The 18,736-nt window shown below is 40.1% G+C and carries 18 protein-coding genes; 6 read left to right on the forward strand and 12 right to left on the reverse strand.

The annotated features are described in order from the left end of the window. Positions 1-84 precede the first annotated feature (84 nt). From hisIE to hisG, 8 genes are all read right to left on the reverse strand, one after another. Positions 85-702, reverse strand: a complete 618-nt coding sequence (hisIE, locus tag EO244_RS06075) for a bifunctional phosphoribosyl-AMP cyclohydrolase/phosphoribosyl-ATP diphosphatase HisIE (protein WP_129253765.1) — start codon at positions 700-702, stop codon at positions 85-87. 270 nt (positions 703-972) lie between these two features. After that, complete coding sequence (gene hisF, locus EO244_RS06080) at positions 973-1,728, reverse strand: imidazole glycerol phosphate synthase subunit HisF (RefSeq protein WP_129253766.1); 756 nt, start codon at positions 1,726-1,728, stop codon at positions 973-975. 3 nt (positions 1,729-1,731) lie between these two features. Next, the gene (hisA, locus tag EO244_RS06085) at positions 1,732-2,463 is read right to left on the reverse strand and encodes a 1-(5-phosphoribosyl)-5-[(5-phosphoribosylamino)methylideneamino]imidazole-4-carboxamide isomerase (protein ID WP_129253767.1); all 732 of its coding nucleotides are present in this window, start codon (positions 2,461-2,463) and stop codon (positions 1,732-1,734) included. Positions 2,464-2,466: 3 nt separating this feature from the next. Next, a complete protein-coding gene (gene hisH, locus EO244_RS06090) occupies positions 2,467-3,057 on the reverse strand; it encodes an imidazole glycerol phosphate synthase subunit HisH (RefSeq protein WP_129253768.1) in 591 nt (196 codons plus the stop codon). A gap of 10 nt (positions 3,058-3,067) precedes the next feature. Beyond that, positions 3,068-4,207: a bifunctional histidinol-phosphatase/imidazoleglycerol-phosphate dehydratase HisB gene (hisB, locus tag EO244_RS06095; protein ID WP_129253769.1), complete on the reverse strand. Its 1,140-nt coding sequence runs from the start codon at positions 4,205-4,207 to the stop codon at positions 3,068-3,070. Between the two features lie 8 nt (positions 4,208-4,215). After that, positions 4,216-5,277 (reverse strand): histidinol-phosphate transaminase, encoded by a 1,062-nt coding sequence (hisC, locus tag EO244_RS06100; protein WP_129253770.1) that lies wholly within the window; start codon positions 5,275-5,277, stop codon positions 4,216-4,218. A 24-nt stretch (positions 5,278-5,301) separates the two neighbouring features. After that, a complete protein-coding gene (hisD, locus tag EO244_RS06105; protein WP_129253771.1) occupies positions 5,302-6,585 on the reverse strand; it encodes a histidinol dehydrogenase in 1,284 nt (427 codons plus the stop codon). A gap of 19 nt (positions 6,586-6,604) precedes the next feature. After that, positions 6,605-7,465 (reverse strand): ATP phosphoribosyltransferase, encoded by an 861-nt coding sequence (hisG, locus tag EO244_RS06110; RefSeq protein WP_129253772.1) that lies wholly within the window; start codon positions 7,463-7,465, stop codon positions 6,605-6,607. A gap of 630 nt (positions 7,466-8,095) precedes the next feature. On the opposite strand from hisG, the gene EO244_RS06115 reads away from it, so the two are divergent. From EO244_RS06115 to EO244_RS06130, 4 genes are all read left to right on the forward strand, one after another. After that, positions 8,096-8,380: a hypothetical protein gene (locus tag EO244_RS06115; protein WP_129253773.1), complete on the forward strand. Its 285-nt coding sequence runs from the start codon at positions 8,096-8,098 to the stop codon at positions 8,378-8,380. Between the two features lie 60 nt (positions 8,381-8,440). Beyond that, positions 8,441-9,160, forward strand: a complete 720-nt coding sequence (locus tag EO244_RS06120; protein WP_129253774.1) for a M48 family metallopeptidase — start codon at positions 8,441-8,443, stop codon at positions 9,158-9,160. 25 nt (positions 9,161-9,185) lie between these two features. Further along, the gene (locus tag EO244_RS06125) at positions 9,186-9,584 is read left to right on the forward strand and encodes a hypothetical protein (RefSeq protein ID WP_129253775.1); all 399 of its coding nucleotides are present in this window, start codon (positions 9,186-9,188) and stop codon (positions 9,582-9,584) included. 273 nt (positions 9,585-9,857) lie between these two features. Beyond that, positions 9,858-13,337 (forward strand): hypothetical protein, encoded by a 3,480-nt coding sequence (locus EO244_RS06130; RefSeq protein WP_129253776.1) that lies wholly within the window; start codon positions 9,858-9,860, stop codon positions 13,335-13,337. Positions 13,338-13,409: 72 nt separating this feature from the next. Here the strand turns inward: EO244_RS06130 and EO244_RS06135 are convergent, their stop codons facing one another. From EO244_RS06135 to EO244_RS06145, 3 genes are read right to left on the reverse strand one after another with little or no spacing between them, the layout of a single operon-like run. Next, positions 13,410-13,610, reverse strand: a complete 201-nt coding sequence (locus EO244_RS06135; protein WP_129253777.1) for a DUF3185 family protein — start codon at positions 13,608-13,610, stop codon at positions 13,410-13,412. Positions 13,611-13,665: 55 nt separating this feature from the next. Next, positions 13,666-15,120, reverse strand: coding sequence for a bifunctional metallophosphatase/5'-nucleotidase (locus tag EO244_RS06140; RefSeq protein ID WP_129253778.1), 1,455 nt, complete (start codon positions 15,118-15,120; stop codon positions 13,666-13,668). After that, positions 15,104-15,319, reverse strand: coding sequence for a hypothetical protein (locus EO244_RS06145; RefSeq protein WP_129253779.1), 216 nt, complete (start codon positions 15,317-15,319; stop codon positions 15,104-15,106). The genes EO244_RS06140 and EO244_RS06145 overlap by 17 nt, the downstream gene beginning before the upstream one ends. 421 nt (positions 15,320-15,740) lie before the next feature. Between EO244_RS06145 and EO244_RS06150 the strand changes: the two genes are divergently transcribed. Further along, a complete protein-coding gene (locus EO244_RS06150) occupies positions 15,741-16,400 on the forward strand; it encodes a hypothetical protein (RefSeq protein WP_129253780.1) in 660 nt (219 codons plus the stop codon). Positions 16,401-16,494: 94 nt separating this feature from the next. Here the strand turns inward: EO244_RS06150 and EO244_RS06155 are convergent, their stop codons facing one another. Next, a complete protein-coding gene (locus tag EO244_RS06155) occupies positions 16,495-17,538 on the reverse strand; it encodes a quinone-dependent dihydroorotate dehydrogenase (protein WP_129253781.1) in 1,044 nt (347 codons plus the stop codon). 233 nt (positions 17,539-17,771) lie between these two features. On the opposite strand from EO244_RS06155, the gene EO244_RS06160 reads away from it, so the two are divergent. Continuing rightward, complete coding sequence (locus EO244_RS06160) at positions 17,772-18,659, forward strand: LytTR family DNA-binding domain-containing protein (RefSeq protein WP_164977422.1); 888 nt, start codon at positions 17,772-17,774, stop codon at positions 18,657-18,659. The last annotated feature ends 77 nt before the right edge of the window (positions 18,660-18,736 follow it).

Genomic DNA, 18,736 nt, shown 5'->3' on the forward strand with positions numbered 1-18,736 from the left:
AAATTGATAGCCTATTAAACTTTTCAAACCTGACAGGTTAATATACGAGGTGTAAATTAAACCTGTCAGGTTTTGAGTCAAATATTATTTGTGTCGTTGAGTCAATAGCTCAACAACTTCCTCAAGCTTATAGCCTTTAGCCGATAGCAGCACCAAATAGTGGAACATCAAATCAGCCGCTTCGCCCATAAACAAGTCTTTATTGTCATCTTTGGCCTCAATCACCAATTCAACAGCCTCTTCACCCACTTTTTGAGCGATGGTATTCATCCCTTTTTTAAACAGACTGGCGGTATACGATTTTTCCGATTGATTTTTTTTTCGTTCTTCAATCACATCCTGCAATTGCAAAAGAAAATCAATTTTCGATCGTGTATTGGTCTCATTCCAACAGGTATCAGTCCCCTTGTGGCAAACCGGCCCCTCAGGATTGACTTTAATGAGCAGACTGTCCTGGTCGCAATCCAGGCTCATGCTTATAAAATTCAGATAATTGTCACTGCTTTCACCCTTTGTCCACAAGCGTTGTTTACTTCGCGAATAAAAACAGACCCGTTTTTCAGCCAGTGTTTTTTCCAACGATGCTTTATTTACATAGCCAAGCATCAAGACCTTTTGTGTCTGAACATCTTGTATAATGGCAGGAACGAGGCCATCACCCTTACTGAAATCGATTTGATTAATTAATTCTGTATCGTTCATTTTTTATGTTTTTTATATTCGAGTTTATGATGTTTTTATCATTTCTAGTACGATAATGGCATCGGCAACGCAAGTGGGTCCCCATAGACGAAGAAGGTGTTAAAAACAAACTGTTGTTTGAGTGAGGAACGAACGAGTTCAGTTTGTTTAACCTTCAAGTCGTGATGGGTCACTGAGTGCCGCCGCCTTGAATTTTTGGTCCTTTTTTTTCAAGAAAAAAGGACAAGCCTGTCCGGCTCAAGGACAATAATATTTGTTTAATCCTTATTATTAGATTCTGACAGGGATTTGATTCTTTTCTAAAAACGTTTTAAGTTCCGGAATCTCAATTTCCTTATAATGAAAAACACTGGCTGCTAAAGCCGCATCCGCCTTTCCCTCGGTAAACGCATCAGCAAAATGCCGCATCTCACCGGCTCCACCCGAAGCAATCAAAGGAATATTGATCATTTCAGAAATTTCAGCCAGGGCTTTATTGGCAAAACCATTTTTTGTTCCGTCATGATTCATGGACGTAAAAAGTATTTCTCCAGCACCACGCTTTTCTGCTTCCTTCAACCAATCTATGAGTTTGATTCCAGTTGGAATTCGCCCACCATTCAGGTAAACTTCCCAGTTCTCATTAGTCTCCCGGGCATCAACGGCAACAACCACACATTGTGAACCAAAGCGATTGGCCAATTCAGTAATCAATTCAGGACGGCGAACAGCCGATGAGTTAATGGCGATTTTATCTGCACCAGCCTTTAGTATCTGAGCCACATCTTCGCAACTGCTGATACCACCCCCCACGGTAAAGGGAATAGTGAGCACCTTCGCAACCTTTTCAACCATATCTAGTAAGGTTTTGCGTTTTTCGTGAGTGGCTGTAATGTCTAAAAAGACCAATTCGTCGGCACCTTGCTCTGCATAAGCTTTAGCCAATTCAACAGGATCTCCGGCATCTTTCAAGCCCACAAAGTTGATTCCTTTAACGGTTCGTCCATCCTTAATATCCAGACAAGGTATAATTCGTTTTGCCAGCATCGTTTAGCGTATAAATTCATTAACTAAATCCTCAAGTTTAATTCGATTTTCATAGATGGCCTTGCCAATAATCACACCCGTACAGCTTATTTCATTCAGCGCTCTCACATCTTCAAGGCAGGATACGCCACCACTGGCAATAAGCTGTATTTCCGGGAATTGCTTTAAAATCGATTGATAGAGCTCAATAGCTGGTCCTTGTAACATCCCATCTTTGGAAATATCGGTACAAATGACTCTGCGAATTCCCTTTTTAAGATGGGTTTCAAGAAAATTGAAGAGCTCAATGCCCGAATCTTTTTCCCATCCCGATGTGGCGATCCATCCATTTTTAACATCCGCACCCAGAATAGTGCGGTCTGCACCATATTCATCTAAACACAGCTCAACGAGTTTTGGATCACTTATCGCTAAGCTCCCAAGAGTAATCTGCGAGGCACCTGATTCAAAAGCCAAATCGATGGCTGCTTTAGATTTTAAGCCGCCGCCAAAATCAAGCTTCAAATGGGTATTTGCACTGATCTCTTTTAAAACAGATGCGTTGCAAATGTTATTCGATCGAGCGCCTTCCAGGTCAACCAGGTGCAACTGTTTAATGCCGGCTTTTTCAAAAGTCTGAGCAACATTCAGAGGATTTGAATCGTATACAATTTTGGTATCGTAATCCCCTTTGCTTAATCGAACACATTGTCCGCCAATAATGTCGATCGCAGGAATGATTTCTATTTTATTCATGTCTTATAGCTTAATAAAGTTCTTTAATATCGCTTGTCCAATATCCCCTGATTTTTCGGGGTGAAACTGGCAAGCGTAAAAGTTATCTTTCTGAAGACTGGCAGAGAAAGCTTTGATATAATCTGTTTCAGCTCTTGTATATGCGTTTAGTGGAACATAGTATGAGTGAACAAAGTAGACATAGCTTTCCGCTTTAATGCCTTCAAACAGTTTGCCCTTCAATTGCTTAATCTGATTCCAACCCATATGGGGCACCTTGTCTTCAGCAGGAAATTTTAGCGCATCTACAGGAAAAAGCCCCAGTCCTTTGGTGTCGCCTTCTTCCGAACGGGCACACATGAGTTGCATCCCCAGGCAAATCCCCAATACAGGTTGTTTAAGTTGAGGAATCAATTGATCCAAGCCAGTTTCTCTTAGCTTTTTCATAGCCCAGGCTGCTTCACCAACTCCGGGGAATATCACTTTGTCTGCCTGCCGTATAGTCTTCTCACAATTTGAGACTTCAGCATTTACACCAAGACGTTCGAGGGCATATTTTACTGATTGAAGGTTGCCGGCTTCGTAGTCGATAATGACAATATTTTGTTTTTTCATAAGCATCGTCTTATAGCATTCCTTTGGTTGAAGGAAGTTGCAGATTATTAACATCACGTTTAATGGCCATCCGAATAGCACGGGCAAAAGCTTTAAAAATACCTTCAATTTTGTGGTGCTCGTTATTCCCTTCGGCCTTTATATTCAGGTTGCACAAGGCCCCATTCGAAAAGGATTTGAAAAAGTGAGCAAACATCTCTGTGGGCACATCACCTATCATTTCCCGGTTAAAATCGGCTTCCCAAACCAGTTCGTTCCGTCCTCCAAAATCGAGTGCCACTTGCGCCAGGCAATCGTCCATGGGCAAACAAAAGCCATAACGCTCTATGCCTAATTTGTCTCCCAGGGCTTTCTTAAAGGCTTCGCCCAATGCAATGCCTGTGTCTTCAATACAGTGGTGTTCGTCTACATCTAAATCGGCTACAGTTAAAATGGATAGATTGATGCCTGAGTGTTTGAGAATTTGTTCCAGCATGTGATCGAAGAATCCCAAACCTGTATTGATTTTTCCTTGGCTATTGCCATCCAAATCCAATTCAATTCTGATTTGTGTTTCAAGGGTGTTGCGTTCCACAATGGCCGTCCTTTCACTTAAGCGTAAAAACTCAAATACCTGTTCCCAGGATGTGGTACGCAAAGCGATTTGTTTCTTTAAATCATTTTGATCTTCTGATTCCGGTTGATCTGCCTGAATAAAAATGGCTTTGGCATTCAGGTTCTTCGCTAATTCAACATCGGTCCAACGGTCTCCAATGACATAGGAGTTTGCTAAATCATACTCATCAGAAAAGTACGGCTCTAATAGGGCCGTGCCGGGCTTACGAGTGGGCGCATTGTCTTCAGGAAAGGTCTTATCGATGATAATGTTATTAAAGGTGATGCCTTCGTTGGCAAATGCTTCTGTCATTTTGTTTTGGGCAGGCCAAAAATCCGCTTCGGGAAATGAATCCGTTCCCAAACCATCCTGATTGGTGACCATAACCAATTCGAAATCGAGTTGAGACGCGACTTTGCCTAAGCCCCGAAAGACTCCGGGATAAAATTCTAACTTTTCCAAGCTGTCGACCTGAAAATCGATGGGGGGCTCAATAATCAGTGTGCCGTCTCTATCGATAAAAAGGACCTTCTTCTTTTGTGTGGGTGTTTGCATGAGTCGATTTATTGGGTTTGAATTGTAAATGCTTTTTCTAATTCTCTCAAGGCCTTAAATAAGCTTTGGTTTTCTGCCGCGGTTCCAATGCTTATTCTAAGGCAGTTTTCAAGTTGTACTACAGTGCTTCTGTTTCTGATCACTATACCTTTCTCAATTAAGAAATTGTAAAGTTTGTTGGCATCAACAACCCGAATAAGAATGAAATTGGCCTGAGAAGGGAAGACCTTTTCTACGAAAGAAAGCTTTCTTAGTTCTCTTATCAACTCATCTCTTTCTTCAAGTAAGAGTCTTATTTCTCTCTGACTTTTCTTTTCGTCACTTAAGCGTTCAAGAGCTTTCTCCTGACTCAGTGTATTGATATTATAGGGTGGCTTAATTTTATTCAGAACCTGAATGATTTCAGAAGAAGCCATGCCTATCCCCAGACGAATACCAGCCATAGCCCAGGCCTTTGATAGGGTTTGCAGGATAATCAGATTGGGATATTGATCAAGCTCCTTCACCAGACTTGCATCGGCAGCAAAATCGATATAGGCTTCGTCCAAAACAATCAAACCTTTAAACTTTGCCAGCAACTCTTCTAAAATTCCCTGATCAATCAAATTCCCTGTTGGATTATTCGGAGAACAGAGAAATAAAAGTTTGGCATCATTGTTCTCAAGAATAGCCTCAACATCGGGTTGAAAGTTTGTATCAAGCTTTATGTCACAAATCTTCAAATCATTGATTTGCGCAGCAACCCGGTACATTCCGTAGGTTGGACTGCAAATAATGACCTTATCTTTCGCGGGTTCGCAAAAAGCTCTCATCACCAGATCAATAATCTCGTCGCTGCCATTACCTAAAATCAGATTCTCTTTGGCTAGCCCTTTAAGCTCTGCCAAGCGTTTTTTTAAATCCCATTGCTGCGGATCAGGATACCGATTGATGCCATTATCAAAGGGGTTTTCGTTAGCGTCCAGAAAGACAGAACTTGTGCCGGAAAACTCGTCCCTGGCCGAAGAGTAGGGACTGAGCGTTTTCACATTTGGACGAATTAGATTTTCTAAATTGAATGTTGTATTCATCTTATTTGGGGTTTAAGCGTATTCTTAACAGGTTTTGTTTAATCGAATGCTAACGGCATTTTTGTGAGCTTCCAATTGTTCAGCTTCTGCCATAATTTCGATGACAGGTCCCAGATTTTGTAAGCCCTCACGCGTAATCTTCTGAAAACTGATGCTCTTCATAAAAGAGTTTAAGCCAACTCCCGAATAGGATTTAGCGTATCCGTTTGTAGGAAGCGTGTGATTGGTTCCTGATGCATAATCGCCGGCACTTTCGGGTGTGTAATTGCCAATAAAGACGGATCCTGCATTTTGGATACCATTCAATATCTCTTCTTCATTCTTAACGGAAACAATCAAGTGTTCCGGAGCATACATGTTGCTGATTTCAAGAGCGTCTTCAGCAGACTGCACTAAAATCATTCTGGAATTGTTCAGCGCTTTTGTTGCCACTGCTTCTCTCGAAAGCTGTTTAAGTTGTTTGCTTAGTTCAAGCTGAACCTTTTCAATCAATGCCTCGTTCCATGAAAGGAGAATCACCTGGCTATCCGGACCGTGTTCGGCTTGTGACAGAAGATCAGCGGCTACAAACTCAGGAACAGCACTTTCATCGGCCATAATTAAAACCTCTGATGGACCTGCGGGCATATCAATCGCAACCCCCAATTGAGTTGCTGCTTGTTTGGCAGCCGTGACGAACTGATTTCCCGGACCAAAGATCTTATACACACCAGGAACCGATTCTGTCCCCAAAGCCATAGCAGCTATGGCTTGAATGCCACCCAAACGGAAGACTTGTGTAATGCCAACCAGCTTGCATGCGTAAAGTATTGCCGGATTAATCTGGCCGTTTTTATCCGGGGGGGTACACAAAACCACCTCCTGGCAGTTCGCAATTTTAGCCGGAATGCCCAACATGAGCACGGTAGAGAATAGGGGAGCAGAGCCTCCAGGAATATAGAGTCCAACTTTATCAATTGGAGTGAATTTTCTCCAACAGCTAACGCCCTCAGTGGTTTCGATAAGTTCCGTTTCCACTTTTTGTGCCTTGTGAAATTTCTCGATATTTTGAGCCGCAATTTGTATCGCATTTTTTAGCTCATCAGAAATGAATTGTTCTGCTCCATCTATTTCTGATTGACTTACAGCTAGCTCATCAATTTTAACACGGTCGTAAAACCAGGTGTATTTTCTAAGGGCAGCATCGCCATCGGCTTTTACTTCTTTGAATATTTGCTTGACCACTTCTTCCATTTCCTCCAATTCAATAGTCGGACGGGCAAGAATTTGGTTCCATTCGTTTTTTTGCGGGTATTTTATAGTTTGCATTGTCTTGTTGTTTTAAAAATTAAAGAATCATTTTTCCTATTGGAATGGTCAGGATGCCTTCTGCACCATTGGCTTTAAGCTGATCGATCACTTCCCAAAAGTCTTTATCATTGATAACGGTGTGAATAGAACTCCAACCTTCTTGCATCAGTGGCATTACTGTTGGGCTTTTCATTCCCGGTAAAATGCTATTGATGGCTTCAATATTATCGTTCGGCGCGTTTAGTAGTAAATATTTGTTGTTTTTGGCAGCTAAAACGGCACGCATTCTGAATAGCAAGTCAGACAGCAGCGCATTTTTGCCCTCTGAAATGTTGACGTTTTTTACCAGACAGGCTTCTGATGAAAGAATTTCCTCAACTTCCTTAAGACCGTTTTTAAACAGCGTACTTCCGGAACTGACGATATCACAAATAGCATCAGATAGTCCGATGTTTGGCGCAATTTCTACGGAACCTGAAATAACGTGGATTTCTGAATCCAGATTGTTTGCATCTAAGAAGGCTTGTAACGAATTGGGGTAGGAAGTTGCAATGCGTTTGCCATTGAAATAGTCTAAGCCCGTGTATGCTTCATCTTTTGGGATAGCCATTTTCAATCGGCATTTCGAGAAACCCAGCTTTTGCAGAATTTCAACCTCCTTTTGCTTCTCAATCACAACATTTTCTCCCACAATGGCAATGTCGGCAACACCATCCTGCACATACTGGGGAATATCTGAATTTCTCAGATAAAGCACCTCCAGAGGGAAGTTGCGCGCTTGTGCTTTTAATTGATCTTTTCCATTATCAATTGAGATGCCGCATTCTTTAAGAATTTGAAGCGAATCGTTTTGAAGTCTTCCAGACTTTTGAATGGCAATTTTTAATCGTGTACTCATTTTGTTTTTCTGTTTTTAAAAACCTGATTCCAGAAATGGGTACAAACAAAAACGCCAAGCTGAAATCAGGTTGGCGTTAATAGTTATGGATTGATTACTTGAGATTTTTGCATAACATCATCGGCTCACCTGCGGTAAGGAAAAATGATGATGATGATGTTGTGTTACAAAAATCATGTTTGGTGTTTTAATCTTGTCAGGGTTATATTTTTAGATTTATTCTTGAAGTTGGGCAAACAAAAACGCCAACCTGATTTCAGGTTGGCGTTAATAGTTATGAATTTATGATTTAAGATTTTTGCATAACATTATCCGCTCACCTGAGGTAAGTAAATATGATGATGATGTTGTGCTGTAAAAATCATAGTTTTTGCGTTTTATCCGCGGCAAAGGTTAATATTAAAATTCGTTTAAACAAATCTTAATTCGTGAATTCGGTTTTCTCTCTGTTTTGCTATTGTGTTGTAATACCTATAAATACAGGGGTTGTGGCTTTTGATTTTTTCTGAAATAAAATTAATGAAAGGATTAAAAACACGATTTTTAAGCTTATTTCTTTTTAGTGAACTTGTTGCATTTTTAGTATATTTGCATGGAATTTTGAATAAGAACTATTAATAATAAGAAGCTATGGCGAGTAGAAGAAAATTAAAAAAAGATATTGACTTTTTGACTTTTGAAGTTATTTCTGATTGCTACAATTATATTTACCTGCACCCGGGAAACGAAGAAAAAGTAATCGATATTATTAAAGAGACCGTTGCAAATCGCAACAAACTTGTTGCTCGTGTTAATCATCCTGATGGAAAAGATAATGCTAAGTTGGTAAAAGCTCATTACAAAGCAGTTTTTAAAGAACTTATTGATAATACGGATGCATCTTTCACAAAATTGAGTGAATTGATTAAAGCATAAGTTTTCCTAAAAGGAATATTTCTGATAGCTTTGCCTTCCGGGTAAAGCTATTTTTTATTTATGAAGATTGAGAAGATAATTGAACTTGATGGCTTGGGCGAATTGGTGCTTAAAAAGGATTCACGTTTTAAACGTTTATCCTTAAGAATGGCACCCAACAAAGGAATATGGCTGAATGTTCCTTATCATTTGGCCTGGCAAACAGCAATTGAATTTGCCCAAACTCATAAAGACTGGATCCTAAAGAATCGATCAAGAATTCAAGCGAAGGAAAAGCAGAATCTGTTTTTCGATTCGAATACCGTATTTAAAACCAAGTATCATGAGTTGAAAATGAATCCGACTCAGGAGAATCGGGTCAGAGCTTCAGTCAAGCAGGGGATTATTCAGATTAATTACCCGGTGAACTTTGATTTAAATACAGAGGGGTTTCAGGATTTTATCAAACACATGATTATTGAAACGCTTCGAAAGGAAGCCAGACAGGTTTTACCCAAGCGTTTAGCTGACTTGGCATCTCGTTTTGGTTTTAAATACAATAAGGTGAGTATTCGCAATGCCAGCACACGCTGGGGTTCGTGTTCGGGAGATAACAATATCAGTTTAAACTTGCATTTAATGCGTTTGCCTGAGCATCTGATTGACATGGTGCTGCTTCACGAGTTGTGTCATACCATCGAAAAAAATCATTCAAAATCGTTTTGGGATTTACTGGCTAAGGTGTGTGATCAGCTTCCCGAAAAGCGAAAGGAAATGAAAGCGTACTCAACACATTTTTAGAAAAATAGGATTAATATAACAGAAGATGAACAGAGAAATATATATTCTGATTGGTTTAAGCATTTTTGCTTTTTTATTGGGAACGCAATTGAAAAAGAGATTGTCTAAGAAAACTGTTGAAGCGCCTAAAATACACAAGTCGCAACGCTCAAAAATGGCCAAGTTAACTCAGGATAAACCTCAGAAATCCAAAAGCAAACATCCCAAAATCAAACGTTTCTTTCTTTGGTTACAACTGGTTGTTTTGTTCTTTATTATCATCTTCATGATACCAGCCTTATCCCGCGATATCATGGTGGCTGAAGGCAATTACGATCAAAGTCTGATTTTAAGAATTCTGATTGTGGCCTTTGCAACTTATACTCTGTTTGTTGGTTTAACCAAGCTTTTTAAGACTAAGGGGAAGATGGAAACTGATTTATAACATATATTTTCGCTTCGTTTGTAATTTTAATAAAGAGTTTATTCGTCATTTTAGATGGGTAAACTTTTTTTTTTGAAAAAAATCTCAAAAAATGAAATTTTTATTTCCAATCTTAAATCGTTTTCGGAGAGCTCTCTCTTAGTTTATAAAAAAAAAATGATTTTTTAAATGATAAATAGCATATAAGCGTCTTTTTATACATTTTATTGGAGGAAATTTTTCTGTAAATTTGATACGGACCCAGCCCTTAAAAGCTATTATAAAACTCAAGATATGGAGAATATTAAAACAACTTATCGCGAAATCCAATCGAAAAATGGAGAAGTCGATCAAAAGGATCTGATTCGTTACATCAATCTGCAATTAGCAGCTATGGGACAACCCATCTTTTATGAAAAGAATAACGATTTGTCAGATGTTAACTTTATTGCTTTAACTGATAGTTTGATTCAGAATTATCGTGTTAAATCTCGTTTGTTAGCAGATCATCATTGTCCCTCAGATCAGAGAATTCAGAACTTTTTGAATGATTATTTTAAAGATTTGAATCAGGAAGTTCCTCAAATCCCAACCTCGACTTTTACTTTAGATCAGGAAGGAATTGCTCGTGAGTTAAGTTTGCCACCCAATAAGAATGAATATATAACCGAACATTTAAGTTCATACCGTATTAAGCAAGGTGTGCTTCATAACCCCAAGCATGACAGAAGAACAACCAAAGGTTCTTTTCATATTGTGGAGGGGAATTTACCGGCACCATTGGATAAGATTGAATTGCCTAGAACAGCTTTCCTAAAGTTTTTGGAATCGGCTTTCAATCCTTGTGATGAATTAAAAACATTGCCGTTTACTGCTGCTCAGGATGCCAAAGCAAAGATGATGGTTTCTCTATTATTGCGTCCTGTTGTTTGTCCTGAAGTAAAAGGGGTGATTTCAGAAAAAGCAATGGAGGTGCGTTTCTTTGTACCCGGTTCATTTGTAAGTAATCTGGACTTTGTTGAATCGATCTTTGGAAATGCGGGTGATCCTCATTTGCCATCGAATGATGCCGGTTTGGATATCGAACACTGGACAGGTCATACAGGATGTGTTGTATTGGCTCCACAGCTTTTGGAAATGACCAAAAAAGAGCTTGGCTTACCTCATTATGACGATGCAACTGAACGTCAGCGCCGCGATGGGGTTTGCTGGAAAGAAGAAGGCGAACTGTATAATGGCGGACAACCTTTTAAAGTAACTTGCAGAAGTGAAAAAGGGGTTGTCATTACCTTGATTGCCGATAACTATTTTGGTTATTCAAAGAAAGAGATTAAAACGCAGATTAGTTTCTCTGCAAATCTATATGGCTTAGCCGAAGAGGAGCACTCTGGCGGGGCAATTGCTTTCCCACGTAAAAACCTGGGGGATAATTTCGACGGAACGCTTTTTATGAACAACATTCTTAAAAAGCAGTTTAGTTTTGATGAAGTGGTGAAACAATTGGGTGACTCAGTAGAGGTAAAACCTGAGGGTTACGCTATCGATAAAGAATATCAGAATATCATTTATATCGACGGACATGCCAAGATTGATTTGTATAAAAGCACGGTTAGTTGGGTAAGAGATGGCAAAGAGCAATCCATTCGTTTGTTGCCTGAGCATTACTACGTGCACCCATCGGGATACAAATTGCATATGGAAAAACACCCATCGGCTCCATCCTGGCGCTTGGTGAGTACCTATGCAGAGGGAACCTTCTGTCATAAACCTTGTACGGTTTCTGGTGGTGGAAAGTCTGAGATTTCGAAATCCTTATTAAATGCGATTATTTACAGTTCATTCTATATTCAGGATATGGATAATGACTTTGATATGGCAGATGAGGTTTTTGAACACGACTATTCGAATCGATGGAAAAAACATATAGAGCGTTCAGAACCTTCGCGTCCCTTATTGAATTCGAAGCGTTCTTTAGGATCTGTGGTGAAACTTTTAACACCATCTAAATACTATACCGATGAGTACAATGCTTATTTGGCATCTATTCCGGATCATGTAAAAGGTTTGGTTCTGTTTGTGAAACGATTCTACCGTGAGGGACGTACCGGTCGCGACTGGAGAAACTATTTCTCGGTGGATATGGTGAACGGTAAAAAAGGCCATGAGCTACTTTATAATAACCGTAAAATTGTAGCCAGTTACCTGCGTGTTGGTTTTGCAACCGATAATTCATGGTTTCTGCACAAACTACGTCAGGATTTTATTGCTTCTGCAAAAATTCAGATGGAGGATGATATTACAGCTTCGGTTGTGTTGCCTGCAAGCAGTCTTTCCTATTTGAATGAGGCTTACGATAACAAGTCTGTAAAATTGACAACCAACTGCGAGCGTCGTTTCTTCCAGCGTCCTGATGAAGCGGTTCACCGTGGATACGATAAGGAGGCAGAGGCCGATCTTTCGATGCGTGGTAACTTTACATCGAACTACGAACCGATGACAAAAGAGGATGGTCAGGAATTGATGGCTGATGCTATTGGTTTCGATTTATATACCAAGCCAATTCAGGAATTGATTCGCAGAGGAGCAACCAGCGAGAAGGATAATTATTTTATCACACCATCGCATACTCGTATTGTGAATGGAAAGCCTTCACAGAATCCACGTTACTTGCAAATTCGTCCCGATTTGGTAAACCCTATCGATGATAAGTTGGCTGAAGTGGGAGTGCGTTTGGCCAGAAAAATTCCAATGGATCAACCGGTTCATCATCCTGTGAATGCTGTATTGCCGGGACGTCGTAACAATCCTGCTGATAAGGAAGCGGGTATTCGTGCCTTGAGTGTGTATAACCCGATTCATTACCAGGAGTTGCCTGAGTTGTTTATGGACTTTATTTGTTCATTAACGGGTAAATCGCCATCGACAACAGGTGCTGGTACCGAAGGAGCCTTAACCAAGGGGCCTTTCAACATGCTGAGCCCAACCACTGATTTGAATAATGCTTTGTTATCGTATATCATTACAGGCTATCAGGGTTTTTCATCAGCAGCAGGTTATGTGGGATCGGAGAATCGTTTCGATCATGATGTGTCTCTTTTGATTCCGGAATTGTGGTGTCGTTTGAGCGAAGACAGTCGTGATCCTAAATTGCTGATTGCAGAAGGTTCACTTGAAAAGATGAATGACTTTGAATACAAAGGCGAGAAGATTATGGCGAGCCGTTTGGGTTACCGTATTACCGAAGGCTTCTTGTTCCGTTACTTGAATCGAATTTTCGATGAGCCTCAGAATGTATTCAACGAGAGAATGCTGAAGCCTGAAATTCAGGATATGGATGCTTTTGCCGATGGAATTAAGAATATCGTAGAAGCACAGGAGAAAGTTGCGATAAACTATTTTAATGATGATAGTATTTCAGCAGCCATTCCGCCACTACAGGTTTTGTTAAGCATTATGGCTTTCGGACAGTATGATGGTAAGGATATTAGTGATCCTGAATTGCGTCAGATGTTCGATCGTGATGTGGTGATTAATTCGGACTGGTATAAGGCTCGATTGAAGCGTAAGCAGGATATCGATATCCAATACTACGAGAATCAGATTGATTATTTGAATCAGTTTATTGCTGATAAGAACAATACAGAATGGAATGCGAAAATGAATCTTGAGGACCGTTTGACAAAAGCGAAATCGGATTTGGAGCATGTGAAATCGGAAGCTTATCTTCAAAGCCTGGTGGGAACCATTGGGGCAGATCCTTTGTTTAAAAAATAAGCACAGGTTTATTTATTAGAAAAGGGGATGAATCAAACGATTCATCCCCTTTTTCTGTCTTACGATTCAAGTCTAGCGTTTGCGTAAAATGAGATATAAGCCTAATATTGCCGATATAGACCCCACAACAATACTTCCGACTGCATTGTTATCCTTTTGGCCTAAAGCACGAGTGAGTTGCGATTCCAGGCTGTTGAGATGTGTAAAGCCATAAACAACGAGTATAATGCCCAGAACTATGAGAATGGCTGCCATGATTTTTTTAAAGTCCATAATTGTATATTTGATTAGTTATCGTTTAGATTGTTGAAAGTGTAAAGATCGCTTTTTAGTTTGACTCTCCAAAAATTCGTTTCACACCCGCGTAATTAATTTCTCCTTTGTATCTTAAAAAATCGATCAGGCAATCTGCACTGATGATAAAAGAGTTTTGCCCTGCATCGGAGTGATTAAAGGTGTAGGCACTTGCTATATAGGAGCTCAAACCAACTTTATAAGTTTTTGTTTCGTCGAGCAAACTGCCATCGTAGTTTTCGAGCTGAATTTCACCCTGTCCCAGATAACGATAATTTATACCGGCCACCTTTAAATCGCCAGAATTTGCACTATTGATTAAGGAACGAATTTCACTGGCTGTCATTTCGAAAACAATCACTTCATTGTTGAAAGGATCGAGTTCATAAACATCTCCGATTTTAATATCACCCACAGGTAACCAGCTGCGGATGCCACCTGAATTTTGGAAGGCAATATTCGTTTTGAGTTTCCAATTAATGGCATCGGTCATCAGCGAGCCCAACTCATCTTTATTGCTGAATTCAGCTAAATTTTGAGCGATGACCTGATCTAAAACCGGATTCTTATTGTATTCGCTAACTATTGAGCCTATTTCCGAATCTGTTTCGCTTAAGTTTTCCACCTTGATGAGTTTTGCTGTTTTTGAAAGGATAAGGCCATCTTCAATTTTAATATCGATCCGACCGATATAATTTCCATTCGAACCCGCCTGGCAGATTAAGGCATTGTTCTGACGGTAAGGCGAACTGATGACGGAGTGTGAATGCCCGCCTATGATCAGATCAATTTCGTTGTATGTATCGGCTAATGTACGGTCAGATCCCTGGCCCAGGTGGGAGAGAACAACAAATAAATTGTTGCTTTTTTTCAGCTCCGTGTAGTCTCCTGTTGTGTACTTGTAATAAGGAAAATGGATGCCCTCAACTTTGTCGGGGTGAGTGGATGGTATGTAGCGGTCTCCAATTTTTGTTTGGGTTTCGATAAGCCCCAATACGATAATGGGAAAATCGGTTTTGGTTTTAAGTGTGATATAGGCTTCCGGTTGATTCAAGTTGGCGCCTTTGGTATCCATATTGGCACAGATGAATGGAAAGTCGGCCTGACTGATGCGTTTGTTTAAAATATCTTGTCCGTAATCAAATTCGTGATTCCCAATGGCCGAAGCGTCAAACTTCAATCGGTTCATCAAATCAATCATGGGGTAACCCTTTTCGGAATACTGATCGACAACAGGATTCCCGCTAAACAAATCGCCGGCTGACAGCAAAAACACATTGTCGTTGTTTTCTCTAACCTGATTGATGTAGGCCGCAATTTTCGGAAAATTATTAATAGTGGCGTGCATGTCATTCATATGAAGAATAACGATGTTTTCGCTCCTTGGCTGATCAGGTTGGTTCGGTTCGTCATTGGAGTTGTTGGTGGTGCAGGCTCCAATACACAGAAGGATAAGGAGAAAAAGAAGGTTTTTAAATGTTTTGATCATTTTGTTTTGTCTTTATAAAAAGTTGAATGCCATCCCAAAGTCTGCCATCAGATTCCATTGCGTTGCCCCGCTCATCCTCAAGCCAAATCTGTTTAGCCATCAACTGCTTGTAGCAGTCCTTCGAATAGCTTAACAGAGCGTCGGATAACCGGGCACCATTAAAGGTTTGGATTTCGATATGATTGATGTAAACTTTCATAAAACGAATGGTGTTTTGCCCCCAATAGGGGTGCCTACAAAGTTAGTTCCTTTTTAGTAAAAGAAACATAATGCGATGTCAGAATTCTCCCCGGAAGAATTGAAATTTGAAGAGGAGACACAACTTATTTTTACAGGTTTGGATATTTTTTGTTATATTTAATACGCTTATACTGAGTCTGTATCAGTAATTTAGACAAAAGCAGTTGGCAGGACTTGAAATGCGGGATGAAGGAAGGCCACTGCGGAGGGAAGGAATGAAGATGCAGGTAGAAGGAACACAATTGCAGATTGAAGGAGGTGACATGCAAGCCGATTTTATGCAATTGTAAGTTGTAGGTGCGGATATACAGGCTGAAGGCATGAATAAGGGGCTTTGAAACTTAAATTTTCAGAAACATAAATCCTTTAATCAGAATGTCATGGGAACAAATTTAAAACTATCCGAAGTTGAAACTTTGGAACTGTACCGCAACGCATTGCATAATGCCGAACACCAACCCAAAATATCAGCAATCATGGCCGACCTGGGTTTCGATTCAGCTGTAATAGGAGAAGGGAAAGCGATTTTGGCAGCCACCCGCCAGGCTTTCGATACCAACAAAATTGAAGACGATGAAACCTCAGCAGCCTTTGCCGAGTTTTCAGGTATTAAAACAAGGCTCGAAGCGCTTTTTAATGTCCACCGCAAAAAAGCCAAGGTGGTTTTTCGCAAGGATGCCTTAACGGCCGATAAGCTGGCCATTTCGGGTGTACTGCCCCGCACATACATCAAATGGATTGAAGTGGTTAAGAAATTTTATAGCGAGGCTTCAGGCGATACCACTATTCAAAGCCAATTGGCCCGATTAAAAATCACTCCCGAAGATTTAAGCGCAGCTACCGCTCTGATTGCCGATTTGGAAGCGGCCCGTTCGCACTATCTTATCGAAAAAGGGGAATCGCAGGATGCCACAAAAGCCAAAGATGCTGCGTTCTATAAAATTGACGATTGGATGAGCGAGTTTTTTGCCGTGGCTCGAATTGGTTTGGAAGATAACCCGCAGCTCTTGGAGGCATTGGGTAAGATTGTCAGGAATTAAGGCCGTAAGGTCAGACTCATGTTAAAGATTATTGGCAAGCTTTCAGAGCTTGCCAATTTTTTGTTTGAAGTATTCCGAAAAATAAATTCCGGGTTTAAATTTCCTTATTAAGTAAGGCCTTATTGATGGCCTTCACTAAAGCGGGTCCTTCGTAAATAAAACCGGTGTAGAGCTGTATAAGCGAAGCGCCTGCTTCCAGTTTTTCCAGGGCATCTTCCTTGCTCATAATGCCACCCACACCAATAATGGGAATACTGCCATTCGATTCGTCGTGAATGTATCTGATCACTTCGGTTGATCGGTCGCGAAGGGGCTGACCACTCAGTCCACCTGCGCCAACCTGTTTGATCTGATCTTTGGAATAGCTCAAACCCTCACGCGAGATGGTGGTGTTGGTGGCTACAATACCATCGATTGAGGTTTCGGTCACAATCTCTATAATATCGTCGAGCTGGCTTTGATTGACATCGGGAGCAATTTTCAGAAGAATGGGTTTGGCTTTTTCTTTGGAACGATTGACTTGCATCAATTCGTTTAAAAGATTCTTAAGCGGTTCTTTATCCTGAAGTTCTCTTAAATTAGGGGTGTTGGGCGAGCTGACGTTCACCACAAAATAATCGACAAGCGGGTACAGGGCTTCGAAACATTTAATGTAATCGCTGGTCGCTTCCTCGTTTGGCGTAATTTTATTCTTGCCGATATTCCCGCCAATAAGCACCTCTGTTTTCTTTTGGCGAAGGCGTTTGACAACCTCTTCAACGCCCTGGTTATTGAATCCCATGCGGTTTACCAGAGCCTTATCGTTAACAAAGCGGAAAAGCCGGGGTAGGGGATTTCCATCCTGAGCTTTTGGGGTAACAGTCCCAATTTCGATAAAACCAAAACCCATGCTGCCTAAAAAGTCGAAGGCTTCGGCATTTTTATCCAAACCTGCAGCCAGGCCAACCGGATTCGGGAATTTTAAACCAAAGAGTTCTCTTTCGAGTTTGGGATGTTTCACATTGAATTGTGCTGAAACAAGGGAACGCATCAAAGCTGATTTCTGAAACAGTTTAAAACATCTGAAGGTAAACTTGTGGATGCTTTCCGGATCGAACTGAAGCAGAATGGGGCGAATGGCTAATTTGTATAAACTCATCTATTGTAATTTTTATGCAAAGATAATAGTAATATTACAATAAAAGACGAGTGGGTCTGATTTATGAGGTGTGGGTATAAAAAAAGAGATTGCTTGATAAACAATCTTTTCTCTTCGGTATTCCTTTTACAATCCAGTTTTTGGATTGGTTATCGTGGAAAGTTTGTGTTTATCAATTCTCTAATATTCTACTTATCTTTACATACTGTAAAACCTAACGACCATTGCAAACTATGAACTATCGTGCTTTAAATTGGCTCAAGCAGAAATTTCCGCAAAATTACATTCTACGCAAGCCTTTTATTGGAATTATAATTGTTGCTGTATTTTGTTACCTGTTTACCATTTTATACAAACCGCGGCATACAAACAGTTCGGATCCGTTTAGTTATGAAGTAACAATGGCAATCTATCTGTTTGCTCTAATGCCACCGCTCTATATCACAATTAGAGCATTAAAACTATTGCCGGTTTTTAAGAGCAAGGAGCATTGGACCCTTTTAAAAGAACTCGGATTTCCTTTAATACTTTTTCTGATTTTAGGTGTATGGAATTACTTTTTTGGATTTATAATGGAAAATACAGAAGGAAGATGGAATATCTATACTTTTCTTGATTCGGTAAGAAGTACGCTTATTACAGGTACGCTACCATATTTTCTATTTACCATTCAAAATAGCAGGTATTTACTTTCGGCAAGTACTTGCGATCCCAATGAGAACAATCATATAAATGAGACGAGTGAACTGATTCACATCAACTCTAAATTAAAAAAAGGAGACATTCGTTTCGATCCGGAATCATTTCTATATGCAGAATCAAATGGAAATTATGTGATTTTCTATTTTCTTAAGAATGACAAGATCGAGAAAGAAATGGTTCGAAATTCGATAGGAGACATTGAGAGTCAATTGAGCGAGATGCCTTACCTGATGAGAATACATCGGGCATTTATTGTGAATTTAAAAAAGGTAACTCTTAAAAAAGGAAACAGTTCCGGTTATCGTTTACAACTTGTGGGAACAGACAGCGAATTGCCTGTTTCACGACAACATGTTGCCAACTACGATCAGGAGGAACAGAAACTGAAGAAATCTCAGCTTGCCATTCCTACCAATTAATGATCATTTGTAACAACTTTCAAAATAAGATTAGAGAGGCTTTGTTTTTCGTCACAAAAGCCTGATGTCTGTACCAC

This window comes from Ancylomarina salipaludis, assembly GCF_004122035.1.
GTDB classification, from domain to species: domain Bacteria; phylum Bacteroidota; class Bacteroidia; order Bacteroidales; family Marinifilaceae; genus Ancylomarina; species Ancylomarina salipaludis.

Bases quoted from the DNA above. Each gene is read 5' to 3' on its own strand.
- hisIE (WP_129253765.1), bottom strand. From the start codon at position 702: ATGAACGATACAGAATTAATTAATCAAATCGATTTCAGTAAGGGTGAT.
- hisF (WP_129253766.1), bottom strand. From the start codon at position 1,728: ATGCTGGCAAAACGAATTATACCTTGTCTGGATATTAAGGATGGACGA.
- hisA (WP_129253767.1), bottom strand. From the start codon at position 2,463: ATGAATAAAATAGAAATCATTCCTGCGATCGACATTATTGGCGGACAA.
- hisH (WP_129253768.1), bottom strand. From the start codon at position 3,057: ATGAAAAAACAAAATATTGTCATTATCGACTACGAAGCCGGCAACCTT.
- hisB (WP_129253769.1), bottom strand. From the start codon at position 4,207: ATGCAAACACCCACACAAAAGAAGAAGGTCCTTTTTATCGATAGAGAC.
- hisC (WP_129253770.1), bottom strand. From the start codon at position 5,277: ATGAATACAACATTCAATTTAGAAAATCTAATTCGTCCAAATGTGAAA.
- hisD (WP_129253771.1), bottom strand. From the start codon at position 6,585: ATGCAAACTATAAAATACCCGCAAAAAAACGAATGGAACCAAATTCTT.
- hisG (WP_129253772.1), bottom strand. From the start codon at position 7,465: ATGAGTACACGATTAAAAATTGCCATTCAAAAGTCTGGAAGACTTCAA.
- EO244_RS06115 (WP_129253773.1), top strand. From the start codon at position 8,096: ATGGCGAGTAGAAGAAAATTAAAAAAAGATATTGACTTTTTGACTTTT.
- EO244_RS06120 (WP_129253774.1), top strand. From the start codon at position 8,441: ATGAAGATTGAGAAGATAATTGAACTTGATGGCTTGGGCGAATTGGTG.
- EO244_RS06125 (WP_129253775.1), top strand. From the start codon at position 9,186: ATGAACAGAGAAATATATATTCTGATTGGTTTAAGCATTTTTGCTTTT.
- EO244_RS06130 (WP_129253776.1), top strand. From the start codon at position 9,858: ATGGAGAATATTAAAACAACTTATCGCGAAATCCAATCGAAAAATGGA.
- EO244_RS06135 (WP_129253777.1), bottom strand. From the start codon at position 13,610: ATGGACTTTAAAAAAATCATGGCAGCCATTCTCATAGTTCTGGGCATT.
- EO244_RS06140 (WP_129253778.1), bottom strand. From the start codon at position 15,120: ATGATCAAAACATTTAAAAACCTTCTTTTTCTCCTTATCCTTCTGTGT.
- EO244_RS06145 (WP_129253779.1), bottom strand. From the start codon at position 15,319: ATGAAAGTTTACATCAATCATATCGAAATCCAAACCTTTAATGGTGCC.
- EO244_RS06150 (WP_129253780.1), top strand. From the start codon at position 15,741: ATGGGAACAAATTTAAAACTATCCGAAGTTGAAACTTTGGAACTGTAC.
- EO244_RS06155 (WP_129253781.1), bottom strand. From the start codon at position 17,538: ATGAGTTTATACAAATTAGCCATTCGCCCCATTCTGCTTCAGTTCGAT.
- EO244_RS06160 (WP_164977422.1), top strand. From the start codon at position 17,772: ATGAACTATCGTGCTTTAAATTGGCTCAAGCAGAAATTTCCGCAAAAT.